The sequence below is a fragment of the Streptomyces sp. CA-294286 genome (genome assembly GCF_050947155.1).
Taxonomy (GTDB): Bacteria; Actinomycetota; Actinomycetes; order Streptomycetales; family Streptomycetaceae; genus Streptomyces.
On record NZ_CP192005.1, the window covers coordinates 4,010,228 to 4,032,177 of the forward strand.

Here is a 21,950-nt window from a genome sequence, read left to right on the forward strand (position 1 = left end):
GTACATGAGCACCGCCCCGCCCCGCCCCGTCCACAGCACCGACGCCCCGCAGTCCCGGATCGACGCCCTCGAACGGGCCTTCGGCCCGCTGGAGGACCCCGCCAACCCGCTGGGGAGCGCAGCCCTGCTCGCCGCCGACGCGGAGGGCGAGCTGCCCGCGGGGGCGGAGGAGGTCCTGGACGAATTCGGCCTGAACGCCGAGTTCGTGCCCGCAGCCCTCGGCGGACGACTGGACCGGATGGACGTGCTCGGGCGGGTGCTGCGCCCGGTCTTCCGCCGCGACGCGTCCCTCGGCTTCGGGTACGGCCTGAACTGCTTCTTCGCCGCCACCCCGGTATGGAGCGGCGGCACCGACGCCCAGCGCGGCACCGTCGCCGCACTGCTGCTCTCCGGGCAGCGGGTGGCGGTCGCCCGGCACGGCACCGCGCACGGCAACGACTTCGTCCGCGACGAGTTCACCGCACGCCCGCTGCCCGACGGCGACTGGCTGTTGACCGGCAGCAAGTCCGGCATCGCCAACTCCTCCCGCGCGCGCGGCCTGGTCCTGTTCGCCCGCACCGGGGACGGCGGCACGGGCGGGCGCAGCCACACCGTGTTCGTACGGGACCGCCGCGCGCTGCCGCCGGGCAGCGTCGAGGACCTGCGGCGGCGGACGACCACCGGCATGCGCAGCGCCGAGTTCGGCGACCTGCGCATCACCGACGTCCGCCTCCCAGCGTCGGCGGTGGTCTGCGCACCGGGCGACGGATACGCGCTCAGTCTGCGCTCCTCGCTGGTCATCCGGGGCCTCATCCCCTCGATCGTGCTGGCCGGCGCGGACACCGCGCTGCGCACCGTGGCCGCCTTCGCCGTGCGGGTGCGTCCGGACGGCCGCTGCGCACTGGACGTGGCCCATGTGCGCTCCGTGCTGACCGGCGCCTTCCTCGACCTGCTGATCAGCGACGCGATGGCACTGGTGGCGACCCGTGCGCTGCATCTGCTGCCGCGTGAGACCAGCGTGTACGCGGCGGCCGCCGCCTACCTCGCCCCGAAGATCGTCGCGGAGGCGATGGACGAGATGTCCGCCGTGCTGGGAGAGGAGAGCTTCGGCGGAGGCGGCACGTACGGCATGTTCCAGAAGCAACTGCGGGACCTGCCCGTCACGTCGATGGGGCACGCGGGCAGCGCGGGCCGCCAGGTCAGCATCCTGCCGCAGCTGCCGCACTTCGCCCGCGAGTCGTGGTTCCGGGCCGAGCCCGCTCCGGCCGGGCTCTTCCGCCTGTACGAGGAGCTGCCGCCGCTGGAGCTGTCCCGGGCCGCCCTGCTGGGCGACGGGGACCCGGTTGCCGCGACGCTGGTGCAGTGCGCCGCACAGCTCGCCGACGGGCCGCACGGCGACAGCGGGCCCGTGCTCGCCGCGCTCGCCGCCGCCTTCCGCACCGAGCTGGCCGAACTGCAACGCGCGTTCGCCGAGGTCGTGCCGGGCGACCGGAGGGCCCTGGCCAGCCCGCACCACCTCGGCCTCGGCGACCGCTACACCTCCGTCTTCGCGGCGGCCGCCGTGCTCGGCGTGTGGCGCGAACGCACGGAGGCCGCCGAACCCGGGGACTTCCTGGCCGACCCGGCCTGGGTGTGCGCCGCCCTGCGCCGGCTGGGCGGACGCCTCGGACTGCCGTTGCCCGAGGCGTCCGGGAAGGGAACCGCGGCCTCCGGCGGCGAGCAGCGCGTACTGGCCGAGGCGCTGGCCCGGCTGCACGGCGGGCGGAGCTTCGACCTGTACGACTCCCCGCTCGCCTGACCGGCAGCGGGTCCGCGAGCGCCAGAAACGTCCGGAGCGCCACACCTCCGGAGCGCGACACGTCCAGAGCGCCACACGTCCAGAGCCCGAGAGGAAGCCCACCCCATGTCCGCATCCGCGCAAGACCCGTCGCACAGCGCCCCGCCGGCCGACGCCCACCACGAGTGGCTGTCGGAGCGGCTGGCGCACTACCTCGGCCGCCCGGTCCCCGGCGACGCCCCGTTCGCCGACTACGGACTGGACTCCGTGGCCGCGCTCAGCCTCTACGGCGACATAGAGGAGGAGTTCGGCCCGCTGATCGAACCGGGCGAGGTCTGGACGTATCCGACCCTGGACGCGCTGGCCCGCTGCATGGCCGACCGCGACACCCGGCGCGACGGGACCTCGGTGCGGGCCGCGTTCGTCTTCACCGGACAGGGCTCGCAGCACGAGGGCATGACGACCGGCCTGTACCTGCACTCCACCGGCTACCGCTCCCACCTGGACGAGGCCGCCGAGGAACTGCGCCCGTACACCAAGGAGTCGGTCGTCGACCTGATCCTCTCCGGCGACCCCCGCATCCACCTGACCGGCTTCACCCAGCCCGCCCTGTTCGCCGTCGAGTACGCCCTGGCGCGCACCCTCCAGGACGCGGGCGTCCAGCCGGTCGCCGTCCTCGGGCACGGCATCGGCGAGTTCGCCGCCGCCACCGTCGCGGGCGCCCTCACCCTGGCCGACGCCGCCAAGCTGGTCGCGCTGCGCGGGGCGTTCATGCAGTACCTGCCCGTGGGCGGCGGCATGACGGCCACCTGCGCCGCTCCCTTCGAGGCGTCCGAACTCATCGCCGACGAGCCCGAGGTGGGCATCGCCGCGATCAACGCGGCCAGAGCCACCGTGCTCTCCGGCTCCGTCGAGGCGCTGACCCGGGTCGAGGCCCGGCTCGCCCAGCAGGGCCTGCGGTCCCGGCGGCTGACCGTCACGCACGCCTTCCACTCGCCGCTGATGCAACCGATGCTGGCGAAGTTCGCCTCGGTGGTGCGGCGGCTGCCCGGGGGCGCACCCCGGCTGCCGTTCTACTCCACGGTGCACGGGCGGCTGGTCAACGAGCCGCTGTACGGCCCGTACTGGACCGAGCAGATCACCGCGCCGGTGCGGTTCGCCGACGCGGCACGTGCGCTGCTCGGCCAGCAGAGTCCCACCCACGTCGTGGAGATCGGGCCGCGTGTGGTCCTCACCCCCTTCCTCAACCGGATGGGATCGGACGCCGCACTGCGCTGCTTCCCCGTCTGCAGGGGTCCGCAGAGCGACGCGGTGGATCTGGCCGGGGTGATCTCGGCCCTCGACGCGGGCCCGCTGGCCGCCGTCCTGGCCGGGGCGTGAGGCGATGGCACAGCCCGTCGTGCTCGACCCCCCGCTGGACGCACCGGGCCCCGACGCCCGCTGGGACCTGGTGCACGAACGGCTCGCCGACACCGGCACCGTCCTGGTGCACGGCCGGATGCCCGGCTGGCAGCTGCCGCCCGGCACCCCCCGCGCCCGCACGGCCGAGCTGCTCGGCAGGGACTGGCAGCGCTACCAGTCCCTGGAACGGCCACGGATGCGGGAGCGGCTGCTGGCCTCCCGGCTGCTGCTGCGGTACGCCGCCGCCGCGGCCATCGGCTCCTCCCCGGAGCTGGTGGACCTCGCCTACCAGCCGGCCGGGCGGCCGTACGTGCGGGGCTGCGACCAGATCGACGTGAGCCTCAGCCACACCGAGGAGACGATGGTCGTGGGCATCACCCGGCGCGGCCGGATCGGCGTCGACGTGGAACGGGCCGACCGCAGGCTGGCCGGAACGGGCTCCGAGCGCCAGGCGTGCACCCCGTACGAGCTCGGGCTGCTGGACGCGGCGGGCCCGGCCGCCCGCAACGACGTGATGGTGCGGATGTGGACGCTCAAGGAGGCGTACAGCAAGGCGCTCGGGCAGGGACTGCGCTTCCGGTTCACCGAGTTCGGGTTCGAGCCGCTGACCGTCGGGGCCCGGCTGACCCGCCCCGACGGCACCACCGCCGACCACGGTGAGTGGACGTTCGGCACCTTCGGGGTGGGGGAGTACGTGCTCAGCGCCGCCGTCCACGACACCGGGTTCGGAGAGCTGACGGACCTGTCGGTGGACACGGTGCTGGACGAAGGGCTGCTGGACGCGCTGCTCGGTGACCGGTGACCGGCCACCGGCGGGACGCGGCGGAGGCGGACGTGCTGCCGTGACTACGGAATCCAGCCCGCGTCCTCCGCGATCCGGACCGCGTCGATCCGGTTGCGTGCGCCCAGCTTGGACACGATCGACGTCAGGTAGTTCCGTACGGTGCCCTGCGACAGGTAGAGACACCCGGCGATCTCCGCGATGTCCGCGCCCCGCGCCGCCAGCCGCAGCACCTCCAGCTCGCGCGGCAGCAGCGGACTGTTCGGGGACTCCCACGCGGTGAGCGCCAGTTGGGGGTCGACCACCCGGCGGCCGGCCGCCACGTTGCGCACCGCCGTGGCGAGCTGGTCCGGCGGGGAGTCCTTCAGCAGGAAGCCGTCCACCTGCGCCGTCATCGCCCGCCGCAGAATGCCGGGGCGGCCGAGCGCGGTGAGGATCAGCGAACGGCAGGCCGGCACCCGCATCCGCAGTTCCGTGGCGGCGGTCAGCCCGTCGGTGCCCGGCAGGTCGATGTCGATCACCGCGACGTCGGGTTTGTGCTCCAGCGCGGCGGCCACGATGGTGTCGCCCCGGTCGACGGTGGCCACCACCCGCAGATCCGGCTCCAGGTGCAGCAGGGCCACCAGGGCCCCCCGGATCATGTGGACGTCCTCGGCAAGCAGGATCTTCACCGTCAGCATGCGCCCCCCAGCAGTTGTTCCGGCCGGCCGCCGTGCCCCGGCCGTCGGGCCGCGGTCAGACGGCCGTCCGCACCGCAGGCCCCCCGGCCTGCGGCTTCTCCCCGTCGGGTGCGGTCCCCTCGACCGCCCCCGTCGTGTACTCGTCCCCTTCGGTCCCCGTGCCCTCCGGCGGTTTCGCCGGCGCGAGCGCTTCCAGGACGAAGCGGCCGTCCGGGCGGACGCCCGCCGTCAGGGAGCCGCCGACGGCACGCAGCCTGGCGCGCAGGTTGCGCAGACCGCTTCCGCCGTACTCGTCCGGGCCGTTGCCACCGTACTCGGGCCCGGTGCGTAACGGCCACGTCCCCGTGCCGGGAGCCACCCCGTCGTTCACCAGCGTCAGAAGAACCGTTTCATCCTCCCAACTGGTCGTGATCGTACAGAACTCGACCCTGCTGTGACGCAGGATGTTGGTCACCCCTTCGCGCAGCGCGGTCGCGAGCACCGTCTCGATCACCGGATGCAGCCGCCCGCAGTCCATGCGCATGTCCACCTGGACGCCCGCGGTCTCCAGCACCGAGTTCGCCGACTCCAGCTCGTCCCGCAACGACATCTCCCGGTAGCCGCTGGCCACCAGCCGTACGTCCGCGAGCGCCTGCCGGGTGACCTCCAGCAAGGAGCGGGTCGCCTCCTGCGCCTGCTCGGGGTGGTGCTCGATCAGCCGCAGCGACAGCTCTCCCTTGAGGGCGATCGCGGACAGGCTGTACCCCAGCAGGTCGTGCAGGTCCCTGGCGAACCTCATCCGCTCCTGACCCACCGCCATCTGGGCCATCCTGGCCCGGGTGGCGTGCACCTCGTGCACCAGCTCGGTGAGCCGGCTCAGCCCGTAGATGACGATGCCGCACAGCAGCGCCGAGGTGGTGTAGTACCCCGCCGCCGTCGGCGTCGCCCCCGCGGACAGGGCGTACACCGGGACGGCCACCAGAACCAGCGTGAACACCGGCCAGGCGAACCGGGCCGGCAGCAGGAGCAGCACGGAGGCGGCCATCGGCCCCTCCATGCTGCCCCAGTTGAGGCCGAACCAGGTGAACGGCACATAGGTCAGCAGCGCCTGCACCCCGAGGGTGAGCACCTTGGTGCGCATCGACCACAGTTTGGACGAGGGCGCCGAGACCAGACACTGCGTGGTGAACACGCAGACGATGAACACGGCGCAGGCCAGCAGGACGTGGGCGCCGGCCTTCGAGGCCGCGACGTTGAGGACGGTGACGGCGCTGTAGCAGAGGAGAGCGATGATCGTGCAGATCCGGGCCAGCAGGGGGACCGGCAGGTCCCGGCGGGATATCAACCCGTCTTCTCGGTCCTCGGTGGGGGGCATGAGGGCATGCTATGCACGTATGACCCACCTCACCACAATCGGTGAGTTCCCCACGCAACCAGTGTTCTGACGCACCATCAGGCGAAGAGCGGGGTCGGGTTGAGTTCCCCGTACGCCGTCGGCGCGCTCAGCAGACCCTGCCGCACCGGTACGTCGTACAGCCGCCCCGGAGCGAACCTGGACCAGAAGTGCCGCATCCCCGGCACGATCGCCTTCACCACCGGAAGCCCGATGTCCGGTCGCGTCTGGTCCAGCACCAGCAGCTCCATCCCCCGGGCGCGCACGAGACCGGCCGCCGTCGCGACGTCCTCGCACAGGTCGTCCGTCGGCCGGTACGCCCAACTCGACCGCGAGCGCGGCGACTCGGCGGGGTCGGGCGCCAGGTAGGGCTGGTCGGCCACCGTCGCCGTCGCCCACCAGCGGGCGATCTCCGGGTCGCCCGCGTACACCGCCCGGTCCGCCGCCGGATCGGCGGGCGGCAGCAGCTGGCTCAGCTCCGTCACCGCGCGGCGCAGCGCCAGCCTCGGGTCGAAGTGCGCGCCGAAGCCGAACGACACCTCCTCCGCGCCCCCGCCGGTGCGCCGGGACAGCGCCACCACCACCGGTATCCCGAAGTCCGAGGTCACGTCCAGCGCCCACACCTCGCGGCCGGCCCGCCCGTACGCGGCCCTGGTCGCCGCGAGCCACGGCTCGTCGAAGGCGTCCAGGTCGAGGGCGGCCCGCCGGGTGCGGTTGTACCACCACAGGGCGACCGCGTCCCGTTCCACCAGCTCCAGGAAGCCCTGCACCAGGGCGTCCTCCGGACTCGACCCGGCGGCACAGCCGTTGGAGTCCGCCCAGGGACCCCGCGCGAGGTCGGGATCCGGCCCGAAGTACAGCATCGAGGTGGGCAGCAGCCGCCGCTCGCCCGCCGTCAGCGACCACACCGGCGTCCAGTCCACCGGCGCACCCGGATCGAACGGCTCGGGAACCTGCTGGAAGGCCGAGTGGGCGTACCGCTCGTTCCACCGTGCCCGGTCGGCGTACTGGCTGTCGGCGTACAGCTGGCACGCGTTGGGGTGCAGCGCGGACGCGCCCAGCGACCGCAGGCTGTCCCGTACGGTCGGCTCGTCGCCCTGCCGGGTGCCCGAGTACCGTTCCAGCGCCTCGCACAGCGCGCCCACCTCGGCCTCCCGCGCCGTGACGCCCTTGCCGCCGCTGTGACTGCGCAGCCCCGACCGCAGCCCGGCCAGGTCCCGGCCGCCGACGGCCAGGTTGCGCCCGGACACGAAGTGGTGCAGGCCGTCGGGGGTCTCGGCCGCCCGGTGCACGGCAGTCACCACCCCGGTGACGGGCGAGACGAGGTGGCGGTGGCGGTCGTACACCTCGTCGGCGGGCAGCGCCCGGTGGTTGCCGCCCTCCGTGCCGTGCTTGGGCCGCGCCGCGGGCACGAAGGGGGCCTCCACCCGGCGCGCCACCAGCGACGGGTCGCCGCACCCCGGGCACTGGGGCCTGCGCCGGACCGGATGCAGCGCGGTGCGCAGCGTCAGGGTGTCGAACACGGTCACCGACGACTGGCTCTCCGTGCGGTGCCCGGCCGCCCACTTCACGAGTTCGAGGGCGGCGAGGTGGACGCCCAGTGCGGCCGTCGTCGGCAGGCCGACGGCGGGCAGCGGCACCGGGCCGGCCAGGCCGAGGGCCCGGCGCACCGGGTTCTGCGAGGTCCGGTGGGCGCGCAGCCGATGGGCCAGGCACTCCCAGCAGGCGGGCCGTGCGCCGGGGGGCGCGTCGGGCAGGGCGGGCCGGAAGAACGGGCCCGCCCACACCGAGGTGCCGGTGGTGCGGACGGGCAGCCAGGTGCGGCCGGCCGCCCGGTGGGCGGCGTCGATGTCGGCCAGCTCCGGCTGCAGATAGTCCTCGCAGAGGACCAGGGTCAGGTCCGGGGACCCGCCGGGTGCGGCGAGCGCGAGGCCCGCCGCCCGGCATGCCGCCCGCGCCGCACCGGCGTCGGCGCCGCCGACCGCGACGACCTCCACCACGGCGGCGGCGACCGCGTCGGCCGGGGCCCCCGCGAGGCCCGCGGCGTCCCAGTAGGCGTCGGCCGCCGCCGCCGCCGACGCGGGCGGGCCCGCGGCCCGGGAGTGCACCGCAAGCACCCCCGCCCGGCCCAGCTCGGCCAGCCCCCGCCCGGCCTGCGCGGCGGGCAGTACCGTGCAGGCGTCGCGCACCACCTCGGGCAGGGTGCGGGTGCCGTCCAGGAGGGGGGCCAGGGCCTCGGCGGCTGCGCCGTCCAGCACCCGGGTCCCGCTCTCGGCCAGCAGGAAGACGCCCTCGCCCGGCACCGGTTCGACGCGCAGATGCCGCTTGAATCCGACGGGCCGCTCCGGCCCCGCCGGCACCGCGGGGCGCGCCGGCCCCGACGGCGGGCCCGCCGCGGGCCCGCGCCCCGCGGCACCGGTGACGAGCGAGGTACTCACTTCGACTCGACCGGCGTCTGGACCGGCTTGGGGCCGTCCGCCCGGCACCGCCACGTCGGCAGCAGCATCGCGGGGGAGTCGGTGCGGTCCAGTTCTTCGACCGTGAGCACGGCGGCGTCCGGTCTCGCTTCGGTCCCGGCCGCGGGGAGGCCGTGCTCGACGAGTACGGACAGGGGGTCCTCGGCGAACCGACGGCCCAGCTCGGCGTCCAGTCCGGTACGTGCCAGCAGCAGCGCGAAGCGCTCGTCGACGGAATCGCGGTAGGTGGATTCGGCCGCCGCGAAGAGGGCAGAGGAAGCTGTGGGACTCATCAAGATCTCCTGGAGTCGTGGTCGAGTCGAGCTCTCGCAGGACAGGATTCTGTGGCCGACCGGCCACGACGCACAGTGCGATGATCACCGTTTGAGCATGAAAAATTCACATCGATCCTCATGACCCCCTCACTGGGCCGGGCGCCCGGCGGCTGAAAACATCCTTCTACCGACTCGGCACCCATCACCGGGCCAGAGAGGGGCAAACAGCCATGGACATCAAGGTCCTCGGACCGCTCGTAGCCAATGAACAGGGCGTCTCCGTAGTGCCCACGGCAGCCAAGCCGCGCCAGATCCTGGCCCTGCTGGCCCTCCAGGCCGACCGTGTGGTGACGGTGCCGACCCTGATGGAGGAGATCTGGGGCGAGCGCATCCCGCGCAGTGCCGCCACCACCCTCCAGACGTACGTCCTCCAACTGCGCCGCAAGATCGCCGCGGCCCTGGACGGCGACCCGACCCGGCAGGCCAAGGACGTCCTGGTCACCCGGCACGGCGGTTACCTCCTCCAGGTCCAGCCCGGTCAGGTCGACGTCCAGGAGTTCGACCAGCTGACGGCCTCCGGGCGGGCCGCGCACGCCGCGGACGACCACCTCGCCGCCTCGCAGTTGCTGGGCCGCGGGCTCGACCTGTGGGAGGGCTCGGCCCTCGTCGACGTCCGCATCGGCGGCGTACTGGAACTGGAGGTGCTGCGGATGGAGGAGGACCGGATGGCGGCCCTCGAACTGCGCCTCGACGCGGACCTGCGGCTCGGGCGGCACACCGAGATCGTGCCGGAACTGCGGGTGCTGATGGCCCGCCATCCCATGCACGAGAACTTCTGCGCCCTGCTGATGACGGCGCTGCACCGGGCCGGCGGCTCGTGGCGGGCACTGGAGGAGTACCAGCGGCTGCGCGACGCCCTGGTGGAGGAGCTGGGAATGGAGCCGTCGGCCCGCATCCAGCGGCTGCACCGGGCGGTGCTCAACGCGGACCCCGCGCTGGACTTCGGGGACGTCACGCCGGTGGCGGGCTGAGGGCTCCCGGGGCGGACTCCGGTCCGGCAGGCCGCGCACCCCGGGTGCGCGCCGGGGCTGCGGGGCAGCCGACGGCGGGATCCGGCGGACGCGCCGCGGGAGGCCGGCGGCGGGATCCGGCGGGTGCGCCGTGGCGGACCGCGCCGTTCCCCGCCCTCCTTAGCGGCGCTCTAGGCAGTGTTCCTACGGTGCGCCGATGACGATCCTCGACGACCACCGCCCCGCCGCCCAGGCCCCCGCCCCCACCCGGGCCCCCGCCCCCGCGCAGGCACCGGCACCCACCCCCGTGCCGGCCCCCGACCTCGCCGCCGCCACCGCCGAACTGCGGCGGCTCAAGGAGGAGGTCGGCCGGGGCCCCGACCCCGAGGCCACCCGCCGCCAGCACGCCAAGAACAAACTCACCGCCCACGAACGCCTCGACCTCCTCTTCGACGAGGGCACGTTCACCGAGATCGAGCCGCTGCGCAGGCACCGCGCCACCGGCTTCGGCCTGGAGCACCGCAAGCCGCACGGCGACGGCGTCGTCATCGGCTGGGGGCAGGTGCACGGACGCACCGTCTTCGCGTACGCCCACGACTTCCGCGTCTTCGCGGGCGCGCTCGGCGAGGCGCACGCCGCCAAGGTGCACAAGGTGATGGACCTCGCCGAGGCGGCCGGCGCCCCGCTGGTCTCCCTCAACGACGGCGCGGGAGCCCGCATCCAGGAGGGCGTCACCGCGCTCGCCGGATACGGCGGCATCTTCCGCCGCAACGTCGCCGCCTCCGGCGTCCTGCCGCAGATCTCCGTGATGCTCGGCCCCTGCGCGGGCGGCGCCGCCTACAGCCCCGCCCTCACCGACTTCGTCTTCATGGTCCGCGAGAGCGCCCAGATGTTCATCACGGGCCCCGACGTCGTACGGGCCGTCACCGGCGAGGAGATCACCCACAACGGCCTCGGCGGAGCGGACGTCCACGGCACGGTGTCCGGGGTCAGCCACTTCACGTACGACGACGAGCGCGACTGCCTGGACGACGTACGCCACCTGCTGTCGCTGCTGCCCTCCAACAACCGCGAGATGCCCCCCGCCGAACCCGCCGACGACCCCGCGGACCGCCGCACCGACGCCCTCGTCTCCCTGGTGCCGGCCGACCCCACCCGCGCGTACGACATCCGGGACGTGATCGCGGAGATCGTCGACGACGGCGACCACTTCGAGGTGCACGAGAACTGGGCGCGCAACATCGTCTGCTCCCTCGCCCGCCTCGACGGCCACCCCGTCGGCATCGTCGCCAACCAGCCCGCCGCGCTCGCCGGGGTCCTCGACATCCACGCGTCGGAGAAGGCCGCCCGTTTCGTCTCCACCTGCGACGCCTTCAACATCCCCCTGGTCACCCTCGTCGACGTGCCCGGCTTCCTGCCCGGCGTCGACCAGGAGCACAACGGCATCATCCGGCACGGCGCGAAGCTCCTGTACGCCTACTGCAACGCCACCGTGCCGCGCATCTCCCTGGTCCTGCGCAAGGCGTACGGCGGCGCGTACATCGTCATGGACTCCCGTTCCATCGGGGCCGACCTGTCCTTCGCCTGGCCCACCAACGAGATCGCCGTGATGGGCGCCGAGGGCGCCGCCAACGTCATCTTCCGCCGCGAGATCGCCGCCTCCGACGACCCGGAGGCCGTACGGCAGCAACGCATCAAGGAGTACAGGACCGAGCTGATGCATCCCTACTACGCGGCCGAGCGCGGCCTCGTCGACGACGTCATCGACCCCGGCGAGACCCGCTCCGTACTGATCCGCTCGCTGGCCGCCCTGCGCACCAAGAAGGCCCGGGTGCCCGCCCGCAAACACGGCAACACACCCACCTGAAATGCCCCTCGCGCACCCCGCCGCGGGCTGTCCACGCGGACGCGAGCGGCTGTCGAGGGGGCGGACGTTCCATGACGGCACCGGCGCACGGCGGCACGCCACAAGCGGGCGTCCGGCCGGACGGCCGGCCGGGACGGGGAGGCCAAGACCCTGAACCGTCCCGGCCGCCGCACCGTCCGCACCCCGCCCGCAGACCGCAGCGCGGGCGCCGGTTCCGCACCCAACGGAGGAGAAAAGCAGAGTGTCCCGCACCCTTTCAGTCAGGAAGACGAGGTAGCCGCCATGCGCAGAGTCGTCATCACCGGCCTCGGCGTGGTGGCCCCCGGCGGGGTCGGCGTCAAGGAGTACTGGGACCTGCTCACCGCGGGACGCACCGCCAGCCGGCGGATCTCCTTCTACGACCCGTCGCCGTTCCGCTCCCAGGTCGCCGCCGAGTGCGACTTCGACCCCGAGGCCGCAGGGCTCACCCCCCAGGAGATCAGGCGCCTGGACCGGGCCGCCCAGTTCGCCGTCGTCTCCACCCGCGAGGCCGTCGCCGACAGCGGCCTGGACTTCGCCGCCGTCGACCCGGGCCGCATCGGCACCTCGCTCGGCAGCGCGGTCGGCTGCACCACCAGCCTGGAGCGCGAGTACGTCGTCACCAGCGACGGCGGCCGGCTGTGGAACGTCGATCACACGTACGCCGTTCCGGAGCTGTACAACCACTTCGTCCCCAGCTCGATGGCCGCCGAGGTCGGCCGGGCCGCGGGCGCCGAAGGTCCGGCCGCGGTCGTCTCCACCGGCTGCACCTCGGGCCTGGACTCGCTGGGCCACGCCGTGGAACTCATCCGCGAGGGCACCGCCGACATCATGATCGCCGGAGCCACCGAGGCCCCGATCTCCCCGATCACCTCGGCCTGCTTCGACGCCATCCACGCCACCACCCCGCGCAACGACACCCCCGAGAGCGCCTGCCGCCCCTTCGACCGGACCCGCAGCGGCCTGGTCCTCGGGGAGGGCGCGGCGATCCTCGTCCTGGAGGAGTACGAGGCGGCCAAGGCACGCGGCGCGCACATCTACGCCGAGATCGCCGGCTTCGCCTCCCGCGCCAACGCCTTCCACATGACCGGCCTCAAGCCCGACGGCATCGAGATGGCCACCGCCATCGACGCCGCCCTCGACGAGGCCCGCCTCGACCCCACCGCCATCGACTACATCAACGCGCACGGCTCCGGCACCAAGATGAACGACCGCCACGAGACCGGCGCGTTCAAGCGCAGCCTCGGTGCGCACGCCTACGCCACCCCGATCAGCTCCATCAAGTCGATGATCGGGCACTCGCTCGGCGCGATCGGCTCCCTGGAGATCGCCGCCTGCGCCCTCGCGATGGAGCACAGCGTGCTGCCGCCCACCGCGAACCTGCACGAACCCGACCCCGAACTCGACCTGGACTACATCCCGTTGACGGCCCGTGAGCAGAAGGCCGACACCGTCCTCAGCGTGGGCAGCGGCTTCGGCGGCTTCCAGAGCGCGATGCTGCTGGCCCGCCCGGAGAGGAGCGCGGCATGACCGCCACCGTCGTCACAGGACTCGGCATCACCGCCCCCAACGGCCTCGGCACCGAGGACTACTGGAAGGCCGCCCTCACCGGCACGTCCGGCCTGGACACCGTCACCCGCTTCGACGTGTCCTCCTACCCGTCCACCGTCGGCGGCGAGGTCCCCGGCTACGTCGCCGAGGACCACATCCCCTCCCGCCTGCTGCCGCAGACCGACCACATGACCCGCCTCGCGCTCACCGCCACCGACTGGGCCATCGCGGACGCGGGACTGGACCCCGAGGCGCTGCCCGAGTACGGCGTCGGAGTCGTCACCTCCGCCTCCGGCGGAGCCGTCGAGTTCGGCCAGCGCGAGCTCCAGAACCTGTGGAGCCAGGGCAAGGAGTACGTCAGCGCCTACCAGTCCTTCGCCTGGTTCTACGCGGTGAACACCGGCCAGATCTCCATCCGGCACAAGATGCGCGGCCCCAGCGGCGTGCTCCTCACCGAACAGGCCGGCGGCCTCGACGCCCTCGGCCAGGCCCGCAGGCACATCCGCAAGGGCTGCCCCGCGGTCGTCGCGGGCGGCGTCGACGCGATGCTCTGCCCGTGGGGCTGGGTCCCGCAGATCGCCTCCGGCCTGCTCTCCACCGACCCCGACCCGGCCACGGCGTACTCCCCGCTGTCCACGACCGCCCAGGGCTACGTGCCCGGCGAGGGCGGCGCGATCCTCATCACCGAGGACGCCGACTCGGCCCGCGCCAGGGGCGCCGCCCAGATCTACGGCGAGATCGCCGGATACGCGGCCACCCTCGACGCGGCCCCGGGCTCGGGCCGGCCCAAGGGGCTGCGCCGGGCGGCGGAGAACGCCCTCAAGGACGCCGGTCTCACCCCCGCGGACGTGGACGTCGTCTTCGCCGACGCGTCCGGGGTGCCCGCCCTCGACGCGGAGGAGGCCGAGACCCTGATCGCCCTCTTCGGCCCCGGGGGAGTACCGGTCACCGCCCCCAAGTCGCTGACCGGCCGTCTGCTGGCGGGCGGCGCCTCCCTCGACGTGGCGACCGCCCTGCTCTCCCTGCGCGACGGCGTCGTGCCGCCCACCACGGTGACCGGCACCCCGCTCCCGGGCCTCGACCTCGTGGTCGACGCCCCCCGCGAGAGCGCCCCGCGCACCGCACTGGTCCTCGCCCGCGGCCACGGCGGCTTCAACGCCGCCCTGGTCCTGCGCGCCCCTCACTGACCCAGCTCTCTCCCACCCAACCGAAAGGCAGCTCATGTCCACCACCACGTCCACCACCGTGACCCTGGCCGACCTGACCCGCATGCTGCGCGAGAGCGCGGGCGAGGAGGAGGGCATCGACCTGGACGGCGACGTCCTGGACACCCCCTTCATCGACCTCGGCTACGACTCGCTGGCCCTGCTCCAGGTGATCGGCCAGATCCAGCGCGAGTACGGCATCGCCATCCCGGACGACGCGATAGTCGACGCGGAGACCCCCGGCGCCCTGCTCGCGCTGATCAACGCCAACCCCCCGGCCCAGGCCGCCTGACCCACCCCCGCCGGGCCCGCCCAGGGCCCGGCAGCCGGCGCGGGGCCCCGCCCGGGGCCCCGCGCCGGGCCGCACACCGGCCGTCCCCGGGGCCCGGCCCACCAGCGCGCCCGCGGCGGGCCGCCCCTGCCGCGCCCGCCGCCCCGAAGCGCGCGGCCCCGAAGCGCGCGGCCCGGCTGCTCGCGCGGTTCCGCCACGCCCCTGCACGGGCGCCCGGACCCCCGAACCGCAGCCCCCGAACCGCAGCCCTCGAACGCAGCCCCCCGAACCGCAGCCGTCCCGGAGCCCCCCGTCCCGGGGCGGCTGCTCTCCCCGTGCATCCCGCCGGCACCCCGCCGACCCAGCCCCGAGGAGCCCACATGTCCCTCACCCCGCACAGCGCGGTGACCCGGCGGCTGGTCGTCAGCCCCGGTCCCGCCACCCCGCACGAGCAGACGACCGCGGCCGTCACCCCGCTGCCCGCCACCCCCGCCGCCGTCTCCGCCGTCCTGCGCGCCTTCGGCCGCAGCCCCGCCGACCTGCCCACCCGCACCCTCGTCTACCTGGGCGCCTCGGCCGACGCCCCCGCGGTCCCCACCCCGCACGAAGGCTTCGCGGTACGCACCTTCCCGACCCCGGCCGCCGCCCTGCGGCAGGCCCACCACGACCTCCACGACCGCTCGGCGGACCTCGCGCTGGTCGCCGCGTTCGGCGAGCCCGAGCCCGGCGCGATCACCGTGTACGCGGTGTGCCGCGCCGCCGAGGCCGTCGCCGACGCCGCGCCGGTCATCGGCGTACTGGACCTCACCGCCTTGCGGGAACCGGGGGCCGCCGACGCCACCCCGCCGCTGCGTCCGCTGCGGCACGGCGTCCGCCGCACGTCGCCCGACTCGCACCGGCTCCTGCTGTGGTCCGGCCGCGACGCCGCCGACGAGACCCGGGTACGGGGCGAACTGCTGCCGCTGCTCGGCGGGGTGCACGAGGAGGCGTTCCCCTCCCTGCCCACCGTCCTGCCCTGCGGCACCCCGCCCGGCCCGGTGCGCGCCGCGGCGGTCACCGTCGCCGCCCTCGCCCAGGCATCGGTGCACCGCGCGAGCACCGTCACCCACCACAGCCCCCGCCCGGTGGCCCTGCTCCTGCCGGGCCAGGGCTCCCAGCACCTGGCCATGGCGGCCGGCCTCTACGGCCGCGAACCCGTCTTCACCGCCGCCTTCGACGCCGTGCTCGCCCACTTCGGCGACGAGGCGTCCGCGATCCGCGCCGACTGGCTGGCGGAGGGGGAGGCACAGATCCCGGTGGACGACGTCCGCCGCGCCCAGCCCCTGCTGTTCGCCGTCGACTACGCCCTCGCCCGCACCGTCATGAGCTGGGGCGTGCGCCCCGCCGCCCTGCTCGGCCACAGCGCCGGCGAACTGGTGGCCGCCGCCCTCGCCGGAGTGATGGAGCTCCAGGACGCGGTCGCGATGGTCCGCGCCCGGGTCCGTGAGGCAGTCCGCATCCCGGCCGGCGGCATGCTCGCGGTCGCCGCCAACGAGGAGCGGCTGCGCCCCTACCTGGCCGCGGACGTGGCGGTGGCCGCCGTCAACGCCCGCCAGCAGACGATGCTCGCCGGATCCGTCGCCCCGCTCGCAGCCGTCGAGGCCAGGCTCCGCGCGGACGGGTTCACCGTGGTGGCGGTACCGGCGACCAGCCCGTTCCACTCGCCTGCGATGGCTCCGGCGTCGGACGCCCTGGAGAAGACGTACCGCGGCATCGCCCTGCGCGCCCCGCGTCTGCCGCTCTACTCCGGCTACACCGGCGGCCTGATGACCGAGGAGGAGGCGACGAGCCCGCGCTTCTGGGCCCGCCAGATCACCGACACCGTGTACTTCGAGGCCGCGCTCGAATCGCTGCTCGCGGTCGACGACATGCTGCTGGTGGAGGCCGGTCCCCGGCAGACGCTGACCGCGTTCGCCCGCCGCCACCGGGCGGTGCGGCTGGGGGCGAGCGCGGCGGTGCCGCTGCTCCCGGCCAGGCCGGGCACCCGGGAGGCGGACCGGCAGTCGCTGATGGGGGCGGCGGCCCGGCTGTGGACCGAGGGCCACGACCCGCGGCCCGGTGCGCTCTCCGCGCTCTGGTCCTGGAGCGCGGACAGCGCGCAGGACCGCACCCTGGCACCCGCATGAGGAAGTGGCGGCGCGCCCTGGACGCGTTCCTGTGCGACTGGCTGCTCCCGGCGGGCCTGCTGTACGTGTACGTTCCGCCGGGCGAACCGGACGGGGAGCCGGGGACGGAGCCGGCCGGTCCCGCGCCCGGCCACCCGGAGCGGATGTGCCCGCAGTTGCCGCTCAGCGCCACCGAACGCGCCCTGGAGCGGGAGCTGACCGGCGGCTGAGCCCGGCAGCGGACCGGCTTGCCGGGCACACGACGAAGGGCGACACCGGAGAACCGGTGTCGCCCTTTCGCTCTCATCAAGTGCGCCGCCAGGGACTCGAACCCCGGACCCGCTGATTAAGAGTCAGCTGCTCTAACCAACTGAGCTAGCGGCGCTTGACTCGTCAATCGTACCTGGTCCGAAGGGGTGCTCCCGACCGAGTACGGACGGTGGCGGCCCGCTCACGGGCGCCGTGCCCGCGGCGGCCCGGTCACAGGGACAGCGACAGGGCCATCGGCGTCGCCCGCCGGTTCAGCGCGTCCGCCGCCCGGCGCAGGCGGTGCGCCTGCTCGACGGGCAGCGACAGGGCGAGGCAGCCGACGGCCGCGCCCGCGGTGAGCGGTACGGCGGCGCAGACGGTGCCCAGCGCGTACTCCTGGAGGTCCAGGACCGGGACCGTCGGCGGCTGGCTGTCCAGCTTGGTGAACAGGACCCGCTCGTTGGTGATCGTCCGCGAGGTCAGCCGGGCGGTCCTGTGCCGGGAGAGGTGGTCGCGGCGGCCGTCCCGGTCGAGCTGGGTGAGCAGGCACTTGCCGATGGCGCTGGCGTGCGCGGAGGAACGGAAGTCCACCCACTCGTTGACCTTGGGCGTGAGCGGACCCTCGGCGACCTGGGTCACCTTGATCTCGCCGTCGACGTACCGGCTCAGGTAGATCGCGGCGCCGACCGAGTCGCGCAGCTGGTCGAGGGTCCGCTGGAGGCGCAGCTCGACGAGTTCGCGGCGGGTGCTGCCGGGGGCGCCGACCAGGTCGAGCGCCTCACCGGCCACGTACGCGCCGTCGGAGACCTGGGCGACGTACCCCTCGCGGCGCAGCATCAGCAGCAGGGGTCCGAGTTCGTGTGCGGGGAGTCCGGTCTCGCGGGCGAGGGTGACGTCGGTGACGCCGTCCGCGTGCCGGGAAACCGACTCCAGCACGCGCAGCGCGTACCGCACGGACTGCTGCGGCTGCTGCGGTGTGGTCGGTTCGGGCTTCAGCACCACGGGTCCCCCTACCAAGGTTGGAGCCGTCCGGTCTGCCCCGGCCGGCCTGCGTCGTGCGGCTGCGCCGACCGGTCCGGAGCGTGACGGCTTGCATCGTTCGTGCGTCGCTCTGCCACGATAGCCGTCAACCCCCGCCACCGGGACGGGGGTTGACAAAAGGAATCGCCGGGGTGTGCCCGGTGGGGCCCCGCGACCTGGGGCGCACCACCTCTGGCACATGCCAGGGTCAGATCACGCTTCTGTGTGCGGCCTCAGAGCACGGCGCCGAGGAATTCCCGGGTCCGCTCGTGCTCGGGGTCCCCGAAGATCTTCTCCGGCGGGCCCGACTCGATGACCCGGCCCGCGTCGAACATCAGGACGTCGTCCGAGATGTCCCGGGCGAAGTTCATCTCGTGCGTCACGCAGAGCATCGTGATGTCGGTGGTGTGGGCGATGTCGCGCAGCACGTCCAGCACACCGGCCACCAGCTCCGGGTCGAGCGCCGAGGTCACCTCGTCGAGCAGCAGCACCTGGGGCCGCATGGCCAGCGCCCGTGCGATGGCCACGCGCTGCTGCTGCCCGCCGGAGAGCTGGGTCGGCTTGGCGTCGGCGCGCTCGCCCAGACCCACCATGTCCAGCAGTTCGCGGGCCCGCTCGTCGGCCTCGTCGCGGGACAGGCCGAGGACCCGGACCGGTGCCTCGGTGATGTTGCGCAGCACCGTCATGTTGGGGAAGAGGTTGAACTGCTGGAACACCATCCCGATGTTCTTGCGGACCTCGCGCAGCTGCTTCTCGCCCCGCGAGGGGAAGAGCTGCTGCCCGTTGACGTGGATCGTCCCCTCCTCGGGCTTCATCAGCGTCATCAGCAGCCGCAGGATGGTGGTCTTGCCGGACCCGGAGGGCCCGATCAGGGTCACGTGCTTGCCCGGCTTCACCGAGAAGCACAGGTCGTCCAGCACGGTGTTGTCCCCGAACCGCTTGGTGACCTTGTCGAATCTGATCAGGTCGGCGGTGGGGGAGGGGGCTTCGGCGGGCTTGACGGTCTCAGCGGACAAGACGACGCTCCAGGACTCGCAGCAGAAGGGACGCCGGGTAGGCGATGAGGATGAAGGCGACGCCGACGACGGTCAGCGGCTCGGTGTACTGGAAGGTGGCCGCGCTCTCCAGCCGCGCCTGCTGGAGCAGTTCCAGCACGCTGATGCCGGCCAGCAGCGGGGTGTCCTTCAGCATCGAGACGACGTAGTTGCCGAGGGCCGGCACGATGCGCCGGATCGCCTGCGGGAGGATCACCGCGAACCAGGTGCGGTGCCTGGGCAGGCTGAGCGCGGTCGCCGCCTCCCACTGCCCGACCGGTACGGCGTCGATGCCCGCCTTGTAGACCTGTGCGGTGTACGTCGAGTAGTGCAGCCCGATCGCCACCGTGCCGGTGGTGACCGCGGAGAACTGCACGCCGAACTCCGGCAGCACGAAGAACAGGAAGAACAACTGCACCAGCAGCGGGGTGTTGCGGATGAACTCGGTGACCACGTTCACCGGCCACCGCACGAATTTGCTGGCCGACAGCAGACCGAAGGCCCACACCAGACCCAGCGAGAACGACAGCAGCGAGCCGAGCGCCAGAATCTGGAGGGTGAGCTGCACCCCGTCCCAGAAGCGCGGCATGAAGTCCGCGACGGCGGACCAGTCCCAGTTGCTCATCGCGTACCCCCGGCGGCCTGGGCCTTGACGTCGATGCCGATCCCGGCCTTGGTCCTGCGCTCCACGACCTTCATGCCGCGCGTCAGCAGGAACGCGATCACGAAGTAGATGACGAGCGTGATGGAGTAGATCTGCGCGCTCTCCTGGGTGGCGAGCCGCACCAGGTACGCGGCGAACGACACGTCACCGATGCCCAGCAGCGACACCAGCGCGGTGCCCTTCAGCAGCTCGATCAGCAGGTTGTTGAACGGCGGGATCATCTCCGGCACCGCCTGCGGCAGCAGGATCAGCCGCATCCGCTGCCAGGGGGTGAAGTTCAGGGCGATGCCCGCCTCGCGCTGCGCGGGGGTGACCGAGGCGAGCGCGCCGCGCACGACCTCCGCACCGTACGCGCCGTAGGAGAGCCCCAGGGCGAGCACGGCCGCCCACATGGGCACGAACGCCCAGCCGATCAGCCCCGGCACCACGAAGAACAGCCAGAACATCAGCACCAGCGCCGACGTCCCCCGGAACACCTCCGTGTAGACGCCCGCGAGGAAGCGCACGATCCACAGCCGGTGGGTGCGGGCCATGCCGATGCCGAAGGCGACGGCGGTCGCCAGCACGGCGCTGTAGAGGGTGAGCTGGAGCGTCGTCCAGATCCCCGGGAGGATCCAGTGCTGCCACAGACCGGCGGTCATCGGCACAACTCCTCGGCCGTGAGCGTCGTCATCTCCGACTTCGTGAAGCCGAACGGCTCAAGGATCCGGAAGAGTTCACCGCTCTTCTTCATCTTGTGGATCTCCACGTTGAAGGCGTCGCGCAGCCCGGTGTCCAGCTTGCGGAACGCGAAGCCGCCGCCGTCGACCTTCTTCTCGCCGTTGACGAGCGGCGCGAACGGCTCGGTGGCCTCCGCCTTCGTGCTCTTCTTGACGACCTCGCGCCCGGTCAGCGCGGTCCCGGCGAAGACGTCGACGCGCCCCGACTCCACGGCGTTCAGCCCGGCCACCGGGTCCTGGAGGATCACGATCTCCTTCTCCGGGATGCCGTTGCCGATCGCGTAGTCGATCTCCGCGTACCCGGTGCCGGTGGCCATTTTGGCGCCGGTCCTCTTGATGTCCGCGTACGAGGTGAGGTTCTTGGGGTTCCCCTTCTTCACGATGAAGGAGTCCAGCATCTGGTACTCGGGGTCGGCGAAGACGACCTGCGCGCACCGGTCCTTGTTGATGTACATCCCGGCCGACACCACGTCGAACTGCTGGGAGTTGAGCCCCGGGATCAGCGACGAGAAGTCCGTCGCGACCGGCTGCACCTTCCCGACGCCGAGCCGCTTGAAGATCACCTTCGCGAGTTCGACGGCCTCCCCGGTGAACTTCCCCTGGTCGTCGATGTAGCCGTACGGTGCCTCGCCCGCGATCCCCAGCCGGACGGTCCCCTGGGACTTCAGCCGGGCCAGTGTGTCCCCGGTCGGCACCTTGCTGCACCCGGTCGCGGCGACCCCGAGCGCCCCCGCCGCGCCCAGTGCCGCCCCGCCTCTGAGGAGGGAGCGCCTCGCAATGTTCGGACTTCTTGCACTTCTCGTAGGAGCCATGGGCGCGCGGCTACCCAGGTGCCGCACATCTACTCCAGCCAATTCCGGCCGTCGTCGCGACAGATGCCGCCTTGACGCCGACGACTGCCGCCGCACGATGGAAGGATGACCGACCGATTCGTGGACGTATCGCTCGACAAGCGCGGTGTGCGCTGCACCGCCCGGCTCCTCGACGACAAGGCCCCGATCACCTGCCGCGCAGTCTGGGACGCCCTCCCGCTCGGCGGCGACGTCTACCACGCGAAGTACGCCCGCAACGAGATCTACGCCCTCCTCCCGTCCTTCGCCCCCACCGAGCCGCCGCTCGAAAACCCCACCGTCACCCCGATCCCCGGCGACCTCTGCTACTTCTCCTTCGCCGGTACGGAACTGGCCACCGGCTCCCACGGCTACTCCGTCGACCACATCCGCCCCGACCGCCCCACCATCGTCGACCTGGCCCTCTTCTACGAACGCAACAACCTCCTCCTCAACGGTGACCAGGGCTGGGTCCCCGGCATCGTCTGGGGCGCCGTCGTCGACGGCCTGGACCGCATGGCGGACGCCTGCCAGGACCTGTGGCGGGCGGGCGCGGTGGGGGAGACGCTGAGCTTCCGGCGGTCGTCGGGCCGAGCGTCGTAGCTTCCGTACCGCCGCTGCCTGTCCGTGCCCGGCGCATGCGGTAC

At 73.2% G+C, this 21,950-nt stretch carries 20 protein-coding genes and 1 tRNA gene; 11 read left to right on the plus strand and 10 right to left on the minus strand.

Translation table 11 applies throughout. The annotated features are described in order from the left end of the window. The first annotated feature begins 4 nt into the window (after positions 1 to 4). The 3 genes from ACQPZG_RS22500 to ACQPZG_RS22510 all read left to right on the plus strand — a co-directional run bounded on the left by ACQPZG_RS22500 (position 5) and on the right by ACQPZG_RS22510 (position 3,959). Entirely contained in the window at positions 5 to 1,777 is a 1,773-nt protein-coding gene (locus tag ACQPZG_RS22500) for an acyl-CoA dehydrogenase (protein ID WP_433547533.1), read from the plus strand. 105 nt (positions 1,778 to 1,882) lie between these two features. Next, positions 1,883 to 3,136: an acyltransferase domain-containing protein gene (locus ACQPZG_RS22505; protein ID WP_433547534.1), complete on the plus strand. Its 1,254-nt coding sequence runs from the start codon at positions 1,883 to 1,885 to the stop codon at positions 3,134 to 3,136. Between the two features lie 4 nt (positions 3,137 to 3,140). Next, positions 3,141 to 3,959, plus strand: coding sequence for a 4'-phosphopantetheinyl transferase family protein (locus tag ACQPZG_RS22510; RefSeq protein WP_433547535.1), 819 nt, complete (start codon positions 3,141 to 3,143; stop codon positions 3,957 to 3,959). 44 nt (positions 3,960 to 4,003) lie between these two features. On the opposite strand, the gene ACQPZG_RS22515 is transcribed toward ACQPZG_RS22510, so the two are convergent. The 4 genes from ACQPZG_RS22515 to ACQPZG_RS22530 all read right to left on the minus strand — a co-directional run bounded on the left by ACQPZG_RS22515 (position 4,004) and on the right by ACQPZG_RS22530 (position 8,739). Further along, positions 4,004 to 4,618, minus strand: a complete 615-nt coding sequence (locus ACQPZG_RS22515; RefSeq protein ID WP_433547536.1) for a response regulator transcription factor — start codon at positions 4,616 to 4,618, stop codon at positions 4,004 to 4,006. 55 nt (positions 4,619 to 4,673) lie between these two features. Further along, on the minus strand, positions 4,674 to 5,972 hold the full coding sequence (locus ACQPZG_RS22520; RefSeq protein WP_433547537.1) for a sensor histidine kinase: 1,299 nt from the start codon (positions 5,970 to 5,972) through the stop codon (positions 4,674 to 4,676). 77 nt (positions 5,973 to 6,049) lie between these two features. Next, entirely contained in the window at positions 6,050 to 8,350 is a 2,301-nt protein-coding gene (locus ACQPZG_RS22525) for a TOMM precursor leader peptide-binding protein (RefSeq protein WP_433549504.1), read from the minus strand. Positions 8,351 to 8,424: 74 nt separating this feature from the next. After that, the gene (locus tag ACQPZG_RS22530; protein ID WP_433547538.1) at positions 8,425 to 8,739 is read right to left on the minus strand and encodes a hypothetical protein; all 315 of its coding nucleotides are present in this window, start codon (positions 8,737 to 8,739) and stop codon (positions 8,425 to 8,427) included. 212 nt (positions 8,740 to 8,951) lie between these two features. On the opposite strand from ACQPZG_RS22530, the gene ACQPZG_RS22535 reads away from it, so the two are divergent. The 7 genes from ACQPZG_RS22535 (at position 8,952) to ACQPZG_RS22565 (ending at position 17,017) form a co-directional block, all read left to right on the plus strand. Beyond that, positions 8,952 to 9,752 (plus strand): AfsR/SARP family transcriptional regulator, encoded by an 801-nt coding sequence (locus ACQPZG_RS22535; RefSeq protein WP_433547539.1) that lies wholly within the window; start codon positions 8,952 to 8,954, stop codon positions 9,750 to 9,752. A 196-nt stretch (positions 9,753 to 9,948) separates the two neighbouring features. Then, the gene (locus ACQPZG_RS22540; protein ID WP_433547540.1) at positions 9,949 to 11,598 is read left to right on the plus strand and encodes an acyl-CoA carboxylase subunit beta; all 1,650 of its coding nucleotides are present in this window, start codon (positions 9,949 to 9,951) and stop codon (positions 11,596 to 11,598) included. A gap of 282 nt (positions 11,599 to 11,880) precedes the next feature. Then, positions 11,881 to 13,146 (plus strand): beta-ketoacyl-[acyl-carrier-protein] synthase family protein, encoded by a 1,266-nt coding sequence (locus ACQPZG_RS22545; protein ID WP_433547541.1) that lies wholly within the window; start codon positions 11,881 to 11,883, stop codon positions 13,144 to 13,146. Further along, entirely contained in the window at positions 13,143 to 14,354 is a 1,212-nt protein-coding gene (locus ACQPZG_RS22550; protein ID WP_433547542.1) for a ketosynthase chain-length factor, read from the plus strand. Before ACQPZG_RS22545 ends, ACQPZG_RS22550 begins: the two co-directional genes overlap by 4 nt. Positions 14,355 to 14,388: 34 nt before the next feature. Further along, positions 14,389 to 14,664, plus strand: coding sequence for an acyl carrier protein (locus ACQPZG_RS22555; RefSeq protein WP_433547543.1), 276 nt, complete (start codon positions 14,389 to 14,391; stop codon positions 14,662 to 14,664). A 359-nt stretch (positions 14,665 to 15,023) separates the two neighbouring features. Further along, complete coding sequence (locus tag ACQPZG_RS22560) at positions 15,024 to 16,808, plus strand: acyltransferase domain-containing protein (protein ID WP_433547544.1); 1,785 nt, start codon at positions 15,024 to 15,026, stop codon at positions 16,806 to 16,808. Next, on the plus strand, positions 16,805 to 17,017 hold the full coding sequence (locus ACQPZG_RS22565; RefSeq protein ID WP_433547545.1) for a DUF6059 family protein: 213 nt from the start codon (positions 16,805 to 16,807) through the stop codon (positions 17,015 to 17,017). Before ACQPZG_RS22560 ends, ACQPZG_RS22565 begins: the two co-directional genes overlap by 4 nt. A gap of 81 nt (positions 17,018 to 17,098) precedes the next feature. Here the strand turns inward: ACQPZG_RS22565 and ACQPZG_RS22570 are convergent. From ACQPZG_RS22570 to ehuB, 6 genes are all read right to left on the minus strand, one after another. Then, a tRNA-Lys gene (locus ACQPZG_RS22570) sits at positions 17,099 to 17,172 on the minus strand. Between the two features lie 95 nt (positions 17,173 to 17,267). After that, positions 17,268 to 18,038: an IclR family transcriptional regulator gene (locus ACQPZG_RS22575; RefSeq protein WP_433547546.1), complete on the minus strand. Its 771-nt coding sequence runs from the start codon at positions 18,036 to 18,038 to the stop codon at positions 17,268 to 17,270. A gap of 251 nt (positions 18,039 to 18,289) precedes the next feature. Then, positions 18,290 to 19,072 carry an ectoine/hydroxyectoine ABC transporter ATP-binding protein EhuA gene (gene ehuA, locus ACQPZG_RS22580; RefSeq protein ID WP_433547547.1) on the minus strand — a complete coding sequence of 261 codons (783 nt, stop codon included), beginning with the start codon at positions 19,070 to 19,072 and terminating at the stop codon, positions 18,290 to 18,292. Then, positions 19,062 to 19,715 carry an ectoine/hydroxyectoine ABC transporter permease subunit EhuD gene (ehuD, locus tag ACQPZG_RS22585; RefSeq protein WP_433547548.1) on the minus strand — a complete coding sequence of 218 codons (654 nt, stop codon included), beginning with the start codon at positions 19,713 to 19,715 and terminating at the stop codon, positions 19,062 to 19,064. Before ehuD ends, ehuA begins: the two co-directional genes overlap by 11 nt. Beyond that, on the minus strand, positions 19,712 to 20,395 hold the full coding sequence (gene ehuC, locus ACQPZG_RS22590; RefSeq protein ID WP_433547549.1) for an ectoine/hydroxyectoine ABC transporter permease subunit EhuC: 684 nt from the start codon (positions 20,393 to 20,395) through the stop codon (positions 19,712 to 19,714). The genes ehuD and ehuC overlap by 4 nt, the downstream gene beginning before the upstream one ends. Continuing rightward, positions 20,392 to 21,285: an ectoine/hydroxyectoine ABC transporter substrate-binding protein EhuB gene (gene ehuB / locus ACQPZG_RS22595; RefSeq protein ID WP_433547550.1), complete on the minus strand. Its 894-nt coding sequence runs from the start codon at positions 21,283 to 21,285 to the stop codon at positions 20,392 to 20,394. Before ehuB ends, ehuC begins: the two co-directional genes overlap by 4 nt. Before the next feature lie 105 nt (positions 21,286 to 21,390). On the opposite strand from ehuB, the gene ACQPZG_RS22600 reads away from it, so the two are divergent. After that, complete coding sequence (locus ACQPZG_RS22600) at positions 21,391 to 21,906, plus strand: DUF3830 family protein (RefSeq protein ID WP_433547551.1); 516 nt, start codon at positions 21,391 to 21,393, stop codon at positions 21,904 to 21,906. The last annotated feature ends 44 nt before the right edge of the window (positions 21,907 to 21,950 follow it).